The following is a 14,736-nucleotide window of genomic DNA, read 5'->3' on the forward strand; positions in this document are numbered from 1 at the left end:
TTCTCTATTTTGAAGATTTAATTAATTTTATCAGATCTTTAGCCTGATTTTTACGTTCTTTAGTAAAAGGTTTTTTAGCGTAGCGCACTTGGTTAAATAAATAGCTAAATTCGCTTAAAGGTTCCGCAGCATCAGGGCTTTGCTCAGCAAAGTATATTAACTGCTGATTTGGTGAATAGTGACTAGGCGCTGCTATGTGGTTTTTATCTGCCCAGCGCTTAATTGCCTCAAATTCTGAAACTAACGGCGGGCGTTTACTTTTATTGCGTGGCCAATTTAAATAAATAAAGTAAGCAGCAAAGCTAAAAGCAAGTCCTAAAATAACCGCTAAAGGTACCAGCCAAAGATGTTTACTACCAAAAAGTGATTTTAAAAAGTTGCTTTGCTTTTCTTCGTCAAAGCCAAGTACCCAGCTAGTCCATTGGTAATCAAGGGTTTCTAGTTTGAGCCTTAACCAATTAACGGCTGCAAAGTTACTTAAACTCACTAAGCCAAAATCGAGATTACTTTTAAATTCATCATTGAGTTCTTCGTTTTGCGAAAGTGAACCATTTAACCGCTCGGGGGCGACCACCGCAGTGGCATCAAAAATTTGCCACTGATTATTAATATACACTTCAACCCAAGCGTGGGCATCGTATTGACGAACCGATAAATAATTATTTGTTTGGTTTTTTTCACCACCTAAATAACCGCTGGCCAAGCGTGCGGGAATACCGGCGCTTCTAAAAATATACGCTGCTGCACTGGCGTAATGGCCGCAAAAGCCGCGCTTTTTATCAAATAAAAATTGATCAATAGTGCTGTCACCGGTCATTGGCTCAGGGGTTAACGTGTAACTAAATTCTTGTTTAGCAAAGTAGCTAAGCAATGCATTATAGAAGTCACTTTGCGAGGTTGTTGATTGTTTAAGTTTGGCAGCAAGCTTGGATGCTTGTTGGTTTGTTTGGTTATTTAAGCGTGTGTAATAAGCGGTTTGCCAATTTGAAAGTTGCTCTGTACTCAGTGCTGCACTTGATACCTGATACTGCAAGCTTTTAGCTTGATATTGTTTTTTTCGAAGTAGCCCCAGCGCATTACTTTCAACATTTTTATTGTTACTGGTTGCGTAATCAAGCCCATATAACCATTTTTGATTAGCAGGCTCGGCAATAATAGTGTAGGTATTTTGTACTGCAATTTGTTTTTTGGGATCAGCACTTTGATTATTATATTTTAATAAATCAGATGTTTTCCACGCTTTACCATCAAAAGTATCGTGTACAAGTGCTCGCCAATAATAAGGCGAGGCGGGCGTGTTGTTATTAAAACGCGCTCTAAAAACCAGTTCATCAGAATTAGACAGCTTTGCAATATCAAACGGGTCAACCTGTTCAGAGAGCCCTGTTTTAGCAAGCTTTGGCCCAGGTAACTGCCAAAAAGCGGGCATTTTAGGTAAAAACAACAGCAAAAATATTGCTAAAGGCAAAGCAATAAATAACAGCTTAGCACTTTGTTTAGAGGCTAATTTTAAACTATGAGAAGATTCAATTAAGCTCAATACAGCAAAGTTGAGTAAAAATAGGGCGCTCATGGTTAAGGTGGTTATTATGCTTTGGTTAAACAAATACGCCGATGAAATAGAAAAAAACGTGAGTGTGACAATAATATGGTAATGTTTTTTTGTTTTAGCCTGCAGTAATTTAAAAATACTAGAGAGCAATAACATAGCAACAAACAATATGACAGTATCGCCTATACCTATGGTGTAAATCATTAATATTAAAGCTAATCCAGCCAAAATATTTGCAAGCCACGCGTTAGGTTTAGGGTTGTTAGTCAGTGTTAAGTACACGTTCCAAAGGCATAAAAGCGATAAAACCCCAATAAACAGTATGGGCATATGCGATAAATAAAACGCAAATAAGCAGGCGTATATAAAGCTCATTGCTAAATTAATTGCCCGGTAATTTAATAGCTCAGCCATTAGTTGCTCCGCCGTATTCGCTCAGAAGTGCTAAACACTGTGATTTATCGTGCGCGTTGTTAGTTGCTTTGTAATTTGCTGAGGGCAAAATCAGTGTAAACGGTGTGTTGTTTTCGCATGCATTACACACTAAAAAGCAAAGCTGACTCAAGCGTTGCTCGGTGTTACCCGTTAGCAGATTAAAATCAAAAACAATATCGGACTTTTTATAATCTATAAATTCTTTTACGAGTAACTGCTGTGATTTAGCGTAATGTTTCCATGAAATTCGCTGCAATCCCATTTCTGGTAAATGCGTAATTAGCTCATCAAACTCTTCGCTGCCGGGCTCTTTAATACTGCCTGTTTGCGTTGTGTGTTCAAACGTACTGTTGTAAGTGTCGTTTAATACATGCTCTGGCACAGGGTAAACGTAAACAGAGTCATTGGGTTGTATATAACTCCACACGCTTACCAGCCCAAATGGGTAATTACTGTGTATTTTAAAACGTTCAAGGGTATATTTACCGCGGGCATTATAAGGTAGGTTAATAATTAAAGCGCTGTCTTTGGGCGTAACTTGCGCTAAGTGCTTTGCGTATTCAGGGTCACTCGAGTAGCTAAGCGATACTGATTGCGTAAGTGTAGGGGCTTTTAAAATAAATTTAACCGAGCCTTTATTTGGTGAGAAGCTGGCAAAACTTTTTATATATTCAACTTTTAGCCCTCTGGCATTTGTATAACCAAGCAGTACGGCAATAATCATCACCACAAACATTAAATAAGCCATCACCAAAATTAAGTTATTTTGATAATTAATGCCCATAACAAAATTTAAAATAGCCACAATAATAAAGTAAAAGCCGAGCTGCGAGGGCACTACATAAATATTGTTATGAGCCAGCGTAATGGATTGCTTTGAATGCTTGTTTTTAAGTAGTTTATTAAGTAAACGCTTTTTTAATGCGCCTAATATACCGACCTTTTTGGCTTTTTTTTTAAATAACACGTTAAACTGGCACAGCAACGGTTTTTAAGATTTCATTTACTTGCGCTTCTCCTGACTCGTTATGCAGTCCTAAGCGGTGTTGGCACACACTTGCAAATACAGCTTGTACATCGTCAGGGGTTACAAACTCTCGCCCTTCAATAAATGCCCACGACTTAGCCGCTTTGGCAAGCGCCATACTTGCCCGAGGAGAGAGCGAGCCTGCAAATGCAGCGCTTTGACGAGTATGCGTTACTAATTCAATAATGTAATCGATTACAGGGCTACTTATCACAATTTGGTTAATTAAGGTTTGAATTTGTTGTAGCTGCTTAGCGTCTATTCTTTGTGGTAATTGGCTGTAGTCTCGCGGTTTAATGTTTAAAATAAGTTGTTTTTCAGCCTCTTTAGGAGGAAAACCCAAACTTATGCGCATTAAAAATCGATCTAACTGCGATTCTGGAAGTGGGTAAGTACCCGACTGAAAAAGCGGGTTTTGCGTGGCAATTACAAAAAAAGGATTTGGTAATGTGTACTTAGTACCATCTACTGTAACTTGCTGCTCTTCCATTGCCTCAAGCAATGCACTTTGCGTTTTAGGGCCCGCGCGGTTTATTTCATCTGCTAATACAACTTGGCTAAAAATCGGCCCTTTATGAAATGTAAACGTGTGCTCATTAGCGTTAAATACATTAGTTCCTAAAATATCGGCAGGTAAAAGATCGCTTGTAAATTGTATACGCTGATACGACAGCCCAAGCACAGCAGCAAGTGCATGTGAGAGCGTAGTTTTGCCCATACCGGGTAAATCTTCTATCAGTAAATGTCCTTCACTGAATAAGCAGGTGAGTGCTAGTTTTATTTGTTGTTTTTTTCCAAAAATAACACTCGATAAATCGTCGATAATTGCCGTAACAGTGCTTTGCATACTGACCTTATTTTATTCGCTTAGTTCGAGGCGCTTCATAACAGAATTAACTTTTTTAGCGTTAAAAGGTTTTTCTATAAAGCCTTTAGCGCCTAATTCCCATGTGTTTTGCACGTTTTCAAGAGTGTTATGACCTGAGCACATAACAACGTGAGCGTGAGGGTAGCTATCATTAATATGTTCTAGAATATCAGAGCTTTCAGAATCAGGTAAGTCCACATCCAAAAATATGACATTGGGTGATTTTTTATCAAGAAGGGGTTTTGCAGAAAGGTAATCGTTGCTTTCTAAAATATCTTCAAAGCCTAGCTCCGTTAATATTTGGTTTAGGTAGTCACGTATTTCCTTAACGTCATCAATAATAAGTATAGGCTCAAGCGGGCGCACAAATTCCATATGTTAATTACTTCTATTTTTTATACATCTAAAGTAATTTAATTTTATGCTAAGCACTGTATAAGCTCAAGAAAGTAAATCAAAAAACAACCAATTAGCGCTTTTACGCGCCTAAACCTGCCGTATTAATTAAACGCCCACACCATTTAATTGGTTAATAAATGTTAAATAACGCTCTTCAATAGCCCTCTACAGAACATTTTAAATAAGACTTTAGTCATAACTGGCAATTTTATTTTGGAATTCAAAACTATTAAACCCTTGTTTATAAATGTAAATTTTTATAAATACGATTTCATGTAAATGTTTTGTAATAAAAGATGTTGACGTTACATTATTCATTTGTGATTATGCTCACTAGCTGAGCCAATGCCCATTGCGAAGTTTAAAAACACATTTATATAAAATGCCCATTTGCTTTAGCTGCACACTGAAAATACACAACACACTAAATAGAGAGTTCATTATGTTAAATAATAAGAAAGCTAAATTTGCGCTAACTTTAGTAGCAGCAGCGTTGGCAGCGCCTGCACAAGCAGAAATGTCAGATTACTTTGACCGCCTTGACGTTAACTTTCTAGCAATGCAAAACTTTCAGTCTATTCAAGCTAAAGACGGTGCATTTCGTCCTGGAGATGAAGAACAATCATCAGGTTTTGGGCGTATTAGAGCTAACTTAATGCTTAAGTTTCATATAAATGAATACATTACTGCCGACATTGATATAGCCGAAGAGCCAAACGATTTTGGCGGCGGCGACCGTGATTTTTCGTTCCATAACGACTTTGCAGGTATTGAATTTGATTTACTTGGCTTATACGGCACACCAAACGAAAACGAAAATTTAACGCTTCGTTTAGGTAATATTGGCGCGTCTCCATTTCAGTTCAAAGGTTTTCAAGACGGCGCAGATAACCAAGGTAATGCCTTAATTGGTAACGGCATTAACGACTACGCAACCGCAGAAAACGGTGCACAATTAAGCTACACAGAAACTTTTGACAGTGGTGTGCTTCGTTCTTATAACGTGGCAGGTCACATTACTACATCAAGCTTTGGCGAAGCATTTCAAGAAGATAGAGGCTTTAATTACCGCTTACAAGGTACATTAGAGTTTGAAGGTGGCTTTAAAGTTGGCTTAAATTACTTACAAGCTAACCAAGGCGACCAACTTCGTTTTGAAAATGGCGTAGCGAGCTTAGATGGACTCACAACAACAAATTACCGTTTTGGTGATGGCGAAAACTATAACTTTTCGGCTTCTCCTTCAAGCGAACGTGATACTCACGTAGGTGTTATGCCAGGGCTTGATCAGTCTATCATTCAATTAAATTTAGCGTATCAGCCATCAGATCAAACCAGCATCATTTTAATGTTGGGTAAATCGTCTGACGATTACACCTTTGCAGACTCTGCAGGTAACGCAGTGGCAGGTATTACCTACTTTGGTACAGATGGCGTGGCAGACGAAAACGGTACCACGTTTGATTCTAACAGTGTAATTAAAGGCGAAAGCTCAGTAGAATATTACGCCGTTGAAGCACAGCAATATATCATTCCTGAAAAACTTTACGTAGCCGCGCGCTATGCAGAGTCAGAAAACACTTCCGATTTAATCAGCCAAAACGATAACACCGTTGAGCGCTTACAAGTAGCCGCGGGTTACTGGTTTACAGATTCGACACTTTTAAAAGTTGAGTATGTAAACCAAGAAGAAGGCGCAAACTCAGGCGGCCAAATTGGTCGTGGTTTTGACGGTTTCACCTCAGAAATCTCAGTTAAATTTTAAATAGCTTACTAACTTACTGTTTGGTTTAAAGGTAATTTCAGCGCTCTAAATACGTTGAAATTACTCACCGCTTTATTTACTAAGGCGCTTTACAGTTATTTTTAAGCGTCATTTAACATATTTATGAGGGTTAACCCGATGAAAACTAAATTATTAATGCTCGCGTGTTCAGTTATGGCTATTAACGTAGCCGCTAAAGAAACCATAACCATTGCCACTGTTAATAATGGTGACATGATCACCATGAAAGAGCTTAGCAATCATTTTGAAGAACAAAACCCAGATATTTCATTAAAATGGGTAACACTAGAAGAAAATATTTTACGTCAACGTGTAACAACCGATGTTGCCACAAAAGGCGGCCAATACGATGTAATGACAATTGGCACATATGAAGTGCCAATTTGGGGTAAACAAAACTGGCTAACTGAGCTTGATAACCTAGGTGAAAATTACGACGTTGATGACTTACTACCGGCTATTCGCAGTGGTTTAACCATAGATAACAAATTATACGCGGCCCCATTTTATGGCGAAAGCTCTATGGTTATGTACCGTACAGACCTAATGGAAAAAGCCGGCCTAGAAATGCCAAACGCGCCTACGTGGAGCTTTATTCAAAAAGCTGCAAAAGCGATGACCAATAAAGATGAAGGTGTTTATGGCCTTTGCTTACGTGGTAAAGCAGGTTGGGGCGAAAATGTTGCTTTAATTACTTCAATGGCAAATTCGTTTGGCGCTCGCTGGTTTGATGAAAATTGGAAACCACAGTTTAATACCCCTGAGTGGAAAGCCACACTCCAGTACTATGTAGATGTTATGAAAGAGTCTGGACCTGCGGGTTCGTCAGCGAATGGGTTTAACGAAAACCTAGCGTTATTTCAAACGGGTAAATGTGGTATTTGGATTGATGCAACGGTTGCTGGCGCATTTGTAACCAATAAAAAAGATTCTGAAGTAGCTGATAAAGTAGGCTTTGCACTTGCACCAGATAATGGCCTAGGTAAACGTGGTAACTGGCTATGGTCATGGACACTTGCAATTCCTTCTAGCAGTAAAAAATCTGATGCTGCAATGAAATTTATTAGCTGGGCTACATCAAAAGAGTACAGCCAATTAGTCGCCGATAACAAAGGCTGGGCAAAAGTACCGCCGGGTACTCGCGCATCACTTTATGAAAACGAGCAATACATGAATGCAGCACCGTTTGCACAAATAACGCTTGATTCTATTAATTCGGCCGACCCGAAAAACCCTACAGTTAAACCCGTGCCTTATGTTGGCATTCAGTTTGTTGCTATCCCTGAATTTCAAGGAATTGGCACTGCTGTTGGGCAGCAGTTTTCCGCTGCACTTACTGGGCAAATGACTGTTGAGCAAGCGCTTAACACATCACAACGCCTAGTTGAGCGCACAATGCGTAAAGCGCGCTACCCAAAATAAATAAGTAGGCGGGTAAGTTTAACGCTTACCTCGTATTTTTCGTCAGCATTAGCATGTTATCTAGTAGCCGTTTGTCGTTGTTGCTAAGGTTAATGCTGACTTTTTGAAGGTCACTGATATGGCAACTACACAGTCTCGTACGCTTGCACGCATAATGCTATTTCCTAGTGTAATTTTATTACTAGGATGGATGATAGTGCCGCTGTGCATGACACTCTATTTCTCGTTTGTAGATTACAACTTACTTATTCCTGGTGAACGCGAATTTGTAGGCTTTTTAAACTACGAGTTTTTTTTAACAGATCCCGCATTTGTTGAATCCTTTTTTAATACCCTTTATTTAGTAACGGGTGTATTAGCTATCACAATTTGTGGTGGTATCGGTTTAGCTGTTCTCCTCGACCAAGCAATATGGGGGCGAAACTATGTTCGTATTATGGTTCTCGCCCCATTTTTTGTTATGCCAACCGTATCGGCTTTGGTGTGGAAAAACATGTTTATGAACCCTGTAAACGGATTATTTGCACACTTTGCAATTTGGCTCGGGTTTGAACCTATCGACTTTTTTGCGCAAATGCCTTTGTTTTCAATCATTATTATTGTTTCTTGGCAGTGGTTACCGTTTGCTGCGTTGATATTACTCACGGCGATTCAATCACTTGACCGCGAACAACTCGAAGCTGCCGATTTAGATGGTGCAGGGCCTTTTAGTAAGTTTTTTTACATCGTGCTGCCGCATTTATCACGCGCTGTTACCGCTGTTATTTTAATTGAAACTATATTTTTACTTTCTATTTTTGCAGAAATTTTAGTGACAACCAGTGGCGGGCCTGGGTATGCATCCACCAATATTACTTACTTAATTTACACCCAATCGTTATTACAATTTGATGTAGGCGGGGGCTCAGCAGGGGGCATAGTTGCAGTAATTATTGCCAATATTGTAGCCATATTTTTAATGCGCCTTATTGGTAAAAACTTAGAGGGTTAATCATGGCTAGTGCAACAAATAAAAAATCAAAACTAATTTATACCCTGGCAGCATGGACCATCAGTGGGATGATATTTTTCCCAATTTTATGGACATTAATCACCAGTTTTAAAACCGAAGCAGAAGCAATATCAGCCACACCAGCGTTATTTGCTTTTGATTGGACACTGGAAAACTATCAAGATGTGTTAGCCCGCTCGCCGTATTTTGATCACTTTTGGAACTCGGTGGTTATATCACTCGGTTCAAGTTTATTGGGCTTATTAATAGCCGTACCAGCCGCGTGGTCAATGGCGTTTGTGCAAACGAAAAAAACTAAAAACCTACTTATGTGGATGCTTTCTACAAAAATGCTCCCGCCGGTAGGGGTGTTAATTCCTATTTATTTACTCTTTAGAGACTTTGCCTTATTAGATACAAAACTGGGCTTAGTTATTGTTATGACCTTAATAAACTTACCGATTATGGTATGGATGTTATACACCTACTTTAGAGAAATTCCGGGTGAAATTTTAGAGGCGTCACGAATGGATGGTGCAACTATTGGTGAAGAAATATTTCATGTATTACTGCCAATCGCATTACCTGGCATAGCCTCAACATTACTGTTAAACGTAATTTTGGCATGGAACGAAGCATTTTGGACACTCATTTTAACCGCTGCGAATGCCGCACCACTAACGGCATTTATTGCCAGTTACTCAAGCCCTGAAGGGTTATTTTACGCCAAGTTGTCGGCAGCATCTGCCATGGCCATTGTGCCAATATTAATTCTTGGTTGGTTTAGTCAAAAACAATTAGTGCGCGGCTTAAGCTTTGGCGCAGTAAAGTAGGAGAACACACATGGGCAGCATCACACTAAAAAAAGTAACCAAAAGTTTTGATGAAGTTAACGTAATTAAACCGCTTGATTTAGAGATAAAAGACGGTGAATTTATTGTATTTGTAGGGCCATCGGGCTGTGGTAAATCAACATTACTACGTATGATTGCCGGATTGGAAGACACAACCAGCGGCACAATTGAGATTGATGGCCAAGATGCAACACAGACGCCACCGGCAAAACGTGGTTTAGCTATGGTATTTCAGTCGTACGCTTTGTACCCGCACATGAGTGTACGCAATAATATTGCGTTTCCACTAAAACGTGCAAAAGTAAGCCCTGCTGAAATAGAAAGTAAAATAGCAAATGCCGCTAAAATACTTAATTTAACTGATTACTTAGACCGTAAACCAGGGCAATTATCGGGCGGGCAACGCCAACGTGTAGCAATAGGGCGTGCAATTGTTAGGCAACCGTCGGCTTTTTTGTTTGACGAACCACTTTCAAATTTAGATGCATCGCTGCGTGTAAATATGCGCTTAGAAATTTCTGAACTACACAAAAGCTTAGCTACAACAATGATTTATGTAACACATGACCAAGTTGAAGCGATGACAATGGCAGACAGAATTGCAGTATTTAATGGGGGGATTATTGAGCAAGTCGGTACGCCACTTGAGCTGTACCAGCACCCGGTAAATAAATTTGTGGCAGGCTTTATTGGTTCACCAAAAATGAACTTTATTGAAGTAGATAACGATAGCCATGCACAAACGCATAGTTTAGGTGTGCGTCCTGAGCACTTTGAAATTTCAACTGAGTCAGGAACTTGGCAAGGTACTGTGGGCGTTATCGAGCATTTAGGTTCTGAAAGCTTTTTACATGTAACTATTAACGATGGCAGCACGGTTACGGTGAAAGCAGATGGCGATTGCCCATTACAATATGGCGATACAATATATTTAAGTGCGCCTGAGCACAAGGTACATAGATTTGATAAAAATGGGTTAACGATTAAAAACCCAACAGTTTAATCCGCCGTTTTAGGCCAATACTTTAGGAATAGCAAATTTACCTAAAGTATTGGTTATTAAATTAATGTGACACTTCGGCATTTTATAAATGAATGATATATTTGCAAATATTATAAAATGATTTATCGCTAAACTAAGCGGCTTATCAAAATAAGAGGTTTATGTGGCAAAGCTATCAAATACAGAAATACGTAAGCTCGATGATGCAGCTAGAGCAGGGTGGCTCTATTATGTTGCGGGTAAAACACAAGACGAAATTGCCAAAAAGCTCAATGTATCTCGTCAATCGGCTCAACGTATGGTGGCATTATCTGTAAGCCAAGGGCTTATTAAAGTAAGGCTCGATCATCCTATTGCTAAATGTATGGATTTAGCAGAAAAAATTAAAAGCCGTTTTGGCTTAGACTCTTGTGAAGTAGTGCCTAGCGATGGCTCAGAACCAAACTCTACAGTAGGTTTAGCGCAAGCCGGTGCAGCTGAAATACAACGCCATTTAAAATCAGAAACACCGAAAATTTTAGCTATGGGTACTGGGCGCGTATTACGTGCATGCGTTGATGAACTGCCAACGCTAGATTGTAGCCAACACAAAGTTGTGGCTATGCTTGGTAACATGGCACTTGACGGGTCGGCTTCACCTTATGATGTAGTTGTTAGAATGGCCGAGCATATAAATGCAAAGCATTACCCAATGCCGCTTCCTGTATTACCAAGAAGTGTTGAAGAGAAACAGCAATTGCATTCACAACATAATATTACCAGTAACTTAAAATTGGCCACCCAAGCCGACGTAACATTTGTGGGTGTAGGTAGCCTAGGCGAAAAATCGCCATTGCATATTGATGGCTTTGTTGATGAGCAAGAGCTAAAAGAGCTACAAAATTTAGGGGCTGTGGGCGAAATGATCAGCTGGGTTTACGACAAACGCGGCCAATTAATTGACTGCACTGTAAACCAACGTGTTGCCAGTACGCCATTAAAAATTGAAGGTAATAAACAAATTTACGCTATAGCCGCCGGTGAAGATAAAGTACTTGCGATACTTGGTGCAGTTAGATCGAATATGATCAGCGGTTTAATTACTAACGAATACACAGCAGAACGTATTTTAAGTATGGATTAGCCAAGGTTGTTTTAGGTAGCTTTTTAAAATCTACGGATGATAACTGACTAACTGAGCCTTTATTTTTCAAAAAGGAAAACTAACAGGCTCATTTAAAATACCAATAAAGTTTTAATAAATTTAGGCTTTTTATAAAACGTTTTAAATAGCGCTGTAATAAAAGAGCGCCGCAATGAAAGAACGTTGATGAAAATAGCAAAACAAAAACTGCTGTGGTAAAAATTTTAAAGTAGCCAATGCTTAAAGTTCTTTGCAAGTAATATAGTTAGTAAAGTTTTGAGTGTAATGGATAATAAAAGCGTAATGACCAGAAATAAACTAAAAGCACTTAGCAAAGTAAGGCTTGGTATAGCTTGGTAAAAATAATCCTAATGTCCGATACCGTCTAGTATTGGACATAGCAGGAGTGTAATACGCACTCCTTATTATAATATAGATAACTACCTATAATTTATATTATGTTAAATAAGGTGGATTAATACATAATCAAAGTAACTATGCTTCTATTATTTAGGTATAAACCCCTATTTTTAGTGTTTTGAGTAATAGTCGTTTTAAAGTTGGTCTTTCAGTTAACCGTTTAAATTGTTATGCACAGTAACTTTTAACAACAACTAACGCACTACTTTTTACACTGATATTTTCGCAAATATTTATGTAGCCTTTCAATCTTATAAAACCAAGCAATTACAAATTCCATATAGCAGCCTCTATATTCCCTTTATAAAAATTAATTACCTTTTTAAACAGGCTCAAATTTTGTAATTTTCGTTTCTATCATTTTATTTAAAGCTAACTTATTGCTACAAGATTTTTTGCGACTCATATCAGGTTTAATTTAAAGCCTTAGATTTAAGTTCTTCAAAACCTAAGGCCTAACGCAAAAATAATATGGCTTAGTTACAACCTAGTTCAGATCTTAAACCATACACTGATGATTCAATTGTTTGTGCACTGTTATACGATAAGTTTGGCATTACATTTATACCCGAGCGCGATTCAACTTCATCAATACTTACTTCGGTATTACAAAAGTTATCACTGCGATTTGCTGTTTGCTCCATAATAAATGCCGATGCTTTAATTGTGCTACCAGTTTGCTGCATAACAATTTTAAAATAGCCACTTGGAATCGTATGGGCTTCGTTAGCTTGTGGTAACTCTGCAAAATAATATTCGTATAATGGACCTGTTACTACATATAAATCATTTCCATTTCCTACGTGATTTCGCACTGCATATTCAAGCCTAACCCATGGGCCTTGATTTAATGCGGATGATTGCGGCGTAATATTAGAAAGTAAGTTTGTTAGTTTCCAATCAGCCGTATTACTAAAAGATGCTAATGGAACTTGATGGCCTCTATCGGTATTTATTGTTGCATATGCATCGGTGTAATCACTAGGCTCTAACGTGTAATGTGAGTATAGATCAGGATCGGCTTTCCAACTTCTGCTTCTCGATGGTCCACTCATAGTGCTAGTCGTAACATGGTAAGCCACCCAATCTGCAAACTTTGTATAACGATTATTTTTTAAAGTATAAATACTTCGCTCAATTGTATTGCCATTATCTAAACCTGTTGGGCAACCTTGTAAACAATTGTCTGCACTTGCACTGTGTGCAAAACATAAACCTGTAAGTACTATTGATGCCTTTATTATTGTCTTCATTGTTTTATCCTCAATTAAATGAGGGTAAAAATTAGCAGTACATTATTACAGCAATATGTATCTAACTAATTGTTTATAAATACAATAATATCGTCTTAGGCTTTTGGTATTACTAATAAAAGTCGCGAGCATACAGTTACCCTCGCCTTATATTCAACGTAGTAACGTCACTTGTAGACCTAGCGAATAAAGGGGTTTTTATATACCTACATGAATTATGTTAAATTGAGCTCTTTGTGGTTTTCTATGCGTATCACCCTGATATAAAGCGTTTACGCATACTTTTAATGTATGAATATTGAGCTATTAATAGCGGTTTATACTTAAATGGTTTAATACTAAAAAATAGATGAAAACAAAAAGCCGTTTGAGTAACTAATTATATAAAAATTAATACAGCTCAAACGGCATGGTTTTATATACATGTTAGCCAAAGTGGCTAACTAGGCCTTTAAAACTAAGGTGTTTTAAAACTTTTTATCAGCCAAAAATTCACCCATTAACGAAGTTACTCGTTCTGGTTTTTCATCTATAACCCAGTGCCCTGCTTTTTCTATCCAAGTTAGTGTTGCATTTGGTAAGGTTTGAGCTAACTGAGGTGCATATTTAGGTTTTTGAAAGTTATCTTCATCACCCCATAAAATGAGGGTTTCATGCTTTAAGCTTTTAAGCTCACCGGCAATTGCTTGTGTGTACTCTTTATTAAGTCGGCGCATATTATTAAATAACGCTGCTTTACCTTGCTCATTACTCCATTGCTTTAAATACTGTTTTTTCAGCTCATCGGTCATTATGCTTTTATCGTATACACCTTTTGGCATAAATTCATTTAGCGTATCAACAAACTCATCAACCGATGTTTCTTGCTCTACACCAGGCTCAAGCAAAGGTTCAAACTCGGGTATTGGCCAAGAATCAAAGCAAACACTATCAATTAATATTAAGCTGTTTACTTTTTCTGGGTAATTTACCGCCATGAGTTGTGCTATTCCGCCACCTATATCATGAGAGGCGACGTTTGCTTTAGCAATACCTAGCTCATCCATAAATTGACTGATTATTTTGCATTGGGCATTAATTGATACATCGGTATTTTTTGGCATATCCGATTCACCGTAATTGAGTAAATCAGGTGCAATAACACGATGTTGCTCACTCAGTGTCGGCATAATATTTCGCCATAGCGATTTGTTAGTCGGAATACCATGTAATAATAGTAGAGGTGTGCCCTCGCCCATTTCTTGATACGCAATTTTGTGGCCTTCTACGGTAATGGTTTGTGTTTTACTCATACTTAATATCCTCATCAATATTTAAAATTTAGCCTAAACCTGTGTATGTATAGTGATGAGCAATTATCATCCCAGCTTGTTTTTTAAATAATTTTTTTGAGGTTTAAATAATTACAAAAACCTGAGAGCGCTTTAAAACGCGGTCTGTGGCTATTAATAGTAAGTAGGATTTATTTTGAGTTAAGCGAAAAGAGTAAAAAATAAAGAGTTATAAAATAACCTTCATTTTTAAAATTATGAAATAAAGTAGCAGCTACATGAAATAATTACTGCCAGTTTGGGCCTATTAAAAATAATAGGCCCTGTGTATT

12 protein-coding genes are annotated in these 14,736 nt (G+C 38.1%); 6 read left to right on the forward strand and 6 right to left on the reverse strand.

Annotation, left to right across the window (positions count from 1 at the left end; genetic code table 11):
- Positions 1 to 4 precede the first annotated feature (4 nt).
- From PSH50_RS00140 to PSH50_RS00155, 4 genes are read right to left on the reverse strand one after another with little or no spacing between them, the layout of a single operon-like run.
- Positions 5 to 1,966, reverse strand: coding sequence for a DUF3488 and transglutaminase-like domain-containing protein (locus PSH50_RS00140; protein ID WP_273609201.1), 1,962 nt, complete (start codon positions 1,964 to 1,966; stop codon positions 5 to 7).
- Positions 1,959 to 2,954: a DUF58 domain-containing protein gene (locus PSH50_RS00145; RefSeq protein ID WP_248461465.1), complete on the reverse strand. Its 996-nt coding sequence runs from the start codon at positions 2,952 to 2,954 to the stop codon at positions 1,959 to 1,961. The genes PSH50_RS00140 and PSH50_RS00145 overlap by 8 nt, the downstream gene beginning before the upstream one ends.
- A gap of 1 nt (position 2,955) precedes the next feature.
- Positions 2,956 to 3,861, reverse strand: coding sequence for a MoxR family ATPase (locus PSH50_RS00150; RefSeq protein ID WP_273609202.1), 906 nt, complete (start codon positions 3,859 to 3,861; stop codon positions 2,956 to 2,958).
- A 12-nt stretch (positions 3,862 to 3,873) separates the two neighbouring features.
- Positions 3,874 to 4,257 (reverse strand): response regulator, encoded by a 384-nt coding sequence (locus PSH50_RS00155; protein WP_029772290.1) that lies wholly within the window; start codon positions 4,255 to 4,257, stop codon positions 3,874 to 3,876.
- A 466-nt stretch (positions 4,258 to 4,723) separates the two neighbouring features.
- Between PSH50_RS00155 and PSH50_RS00160 the strand changes: the two genes are divergently transcribed.
- From PSH50_RS00160 to PSH50_RS00185, 6 genes are all read left to right on the forward strand, one after another.
- Positions 4,724 to 6,046, forward strand: a complete 1,323-nt coding sequence (locus tag PSH50_RS00160; RefSeq protein WP_029772291.1) for a hypothetical protein — start codon at positions 4,724 to 4,726, stop codon at positions 6,044 to 6,046.
- Positions 6,047 to 6,184: 138 nt separating this feature from the next.
- The gene (locus tag PSH50_RS00165) at positions 6,185 to 7,489 is read left to right on the forward strand and encodes a sugar ABC transporter substrate-binding protein (RefSeq protein WP_029772292.1); all 1,305 of its coding nucleotides are present in this window, start codon (positions 6,185 to 6,187) and stop codon (positions 7,487 to 7,489) included.
- 118 nt (positions 7,490 to 7,607) lie between these two features.
- Positions 7,608 to 8,480, forward strand: coding sequence for a carbohydrate ABC transporter permease (locus PSH50_RS00170; RefSeq protein WP_024033631.1), 873 nt, complete (start codon positions 7,608 to 7,610; stop codon positions 8,478 to 8,480).
- A gap of 2 nt (positions 8,481 to 8,482) precedes the next feature.
- Positions 8,483 to 9,313 (forward strand): carbohydrate ABC transporter permease, encoded by an 831-nt coding sequence (locus tag PSH50_RS00175; protein ID WP_273609203.1) that lies wholly within the window; start codon positions 8,483 to 8,485, stop codon positions 9,311 to 9,313.
- Between the two features lie 10 nt (positions 9,314 to 9,323).
- Positions 9,324 to 10,337 (forward strand): ABC transporter ATP-binding protein, encoded by a 1,014-nt coding sequence (locus PSH50_RS00180; protein ID WP_029772719.1) that lies wholly within the window; start codon positions 9,324 to 9,326, stop codon positions 10,335 to 10,337.
- Between the two features lie 163 nt (positions 10,338 to 10,500).
- On the forward strand, positions 10,501 to 11,460 hold the full coding sequence (locus PSH50_RS00185) for a sugar-binding transcriptional regulator (protein WP_248461469.1): 960 nt from the start codon (positions 10,501 to 10,503) through the stop codon (positions 11,458 to 11,460).
- Positions 11,461 to 12,356: 896 nt separating this feature from the next.
- Here PSH50_RS00185 and PSH50_RS00190 read toward each other — a convergent pair.
- Together PSH50_RS00190 and PSH50_RS00195 are read right to left on the reverse strand one after the other, a co-directional pair.
- The gene (locus PSH50_RS00190; protein ID WP_273587253.1) at positions 12,357 to 13,133 is read right to left on the reverse strand and encodes a DNA/RNA non-specific endonuclease; all 777 of its coding nucleotides are present in this window, start codon (positions 13,131 to 13,133) and stop codon (positions 12,357 to 12,359) included.
- 467 nt (positions 13,134 to 13,600) lie between these two features.
- Positions 13,601 to 14,425, reverse strand: a complete 825-nt coding sequence (locus PSH50_RS00195) for an alpha/beta fold hydrolase (RefSeq protein ID WP_248530881.1) — start codon at positions 14,423 to 14,425, stop codon at positions 13,601 to 13,603.
- Positions 14,426 to 14,736 lie beyond the last annotated feature (311 nt).

Origin of the sequence: Pseudoalteromonas sp. Angola-7 (genome assembly GCF_028599255.1) — a bacterium.
Classification (GTDB): domain Bacteria; phylum Pseudomonadota; class Gammaproteobacteria; order Enterobacterales; family Alteromonadaceae; genus Pseudoalteromonas; species Pseudoalteromonas atlantica.

Coding starts and splice junctions, on each gene's coding strand:
- PSH50_RS00140 (WP_273609201.1), bottom strand. CDS start 1,966: ATGGCTGAGCTATTAAATTACCGGGCAATTAATTTAGCAATGAGCTTT.
- PSH50_RS00150 (WP_273609202.1), bottom strand. CDS start 3,861: ATGCAAAGCACTGTTACGGCAATTATCGACGATTTATCGAGTGTTATT.
- PSH50_RS00155 (WP_029772290.1), bottom strand. CDS start 4,257: ATGGAATTTGTGCGCCCGCTTGAGCCTATACTTATTATTGATGACGTT.
- PSH50_RS00160 (WP_029772291.1), top strand. CDS start 4,724: ATGTTAAATAATAAGAAAGCTAAATTTGCGCTAACTTTAGTAGCAGCA.
- PSH50_RS00165 (WP_029772292.1), top strand. CDS start 6,185: ATGAAAACTAAATTATTAATGCTCGCGTGTTCAGTTATGGCTATTAAC.
- PSH50_RS00170 (WP_024033631.1), top strand. CDS start 7,608: ATGGCAACTACACAGTCTCGTACGCTTGCACGCATAATGCTATTTCCT.
- PSH50_RS00175 (WP_273609203.1), top strand. CDS start 8,483: ATGGCTAGTGCAACAAATAAAAAATCAAAACTAATTTATACCCTGGCA.
- PSH50_RS00180 (WP_029772719.1), top strand. CDS start 9,324: ATGGGCAGCATCACACTAAAAAAAGTAACCAAAAGTTTTGATGAAGTT.
- PSH50_RS00190 (WP_273587253.1), bottom strand. CDS start 13,133: ATGAAGACAATAATAAAGGCATCAATAGTACTTACAGGTTTATGTTTT.
- PSH50_RS00195 (WP_248530881.1), bottom strand. CDS start 14,425: ATGAGTAAAACACAAACCATTACCGTAGAAGGCCACAAAATTGCGTAT.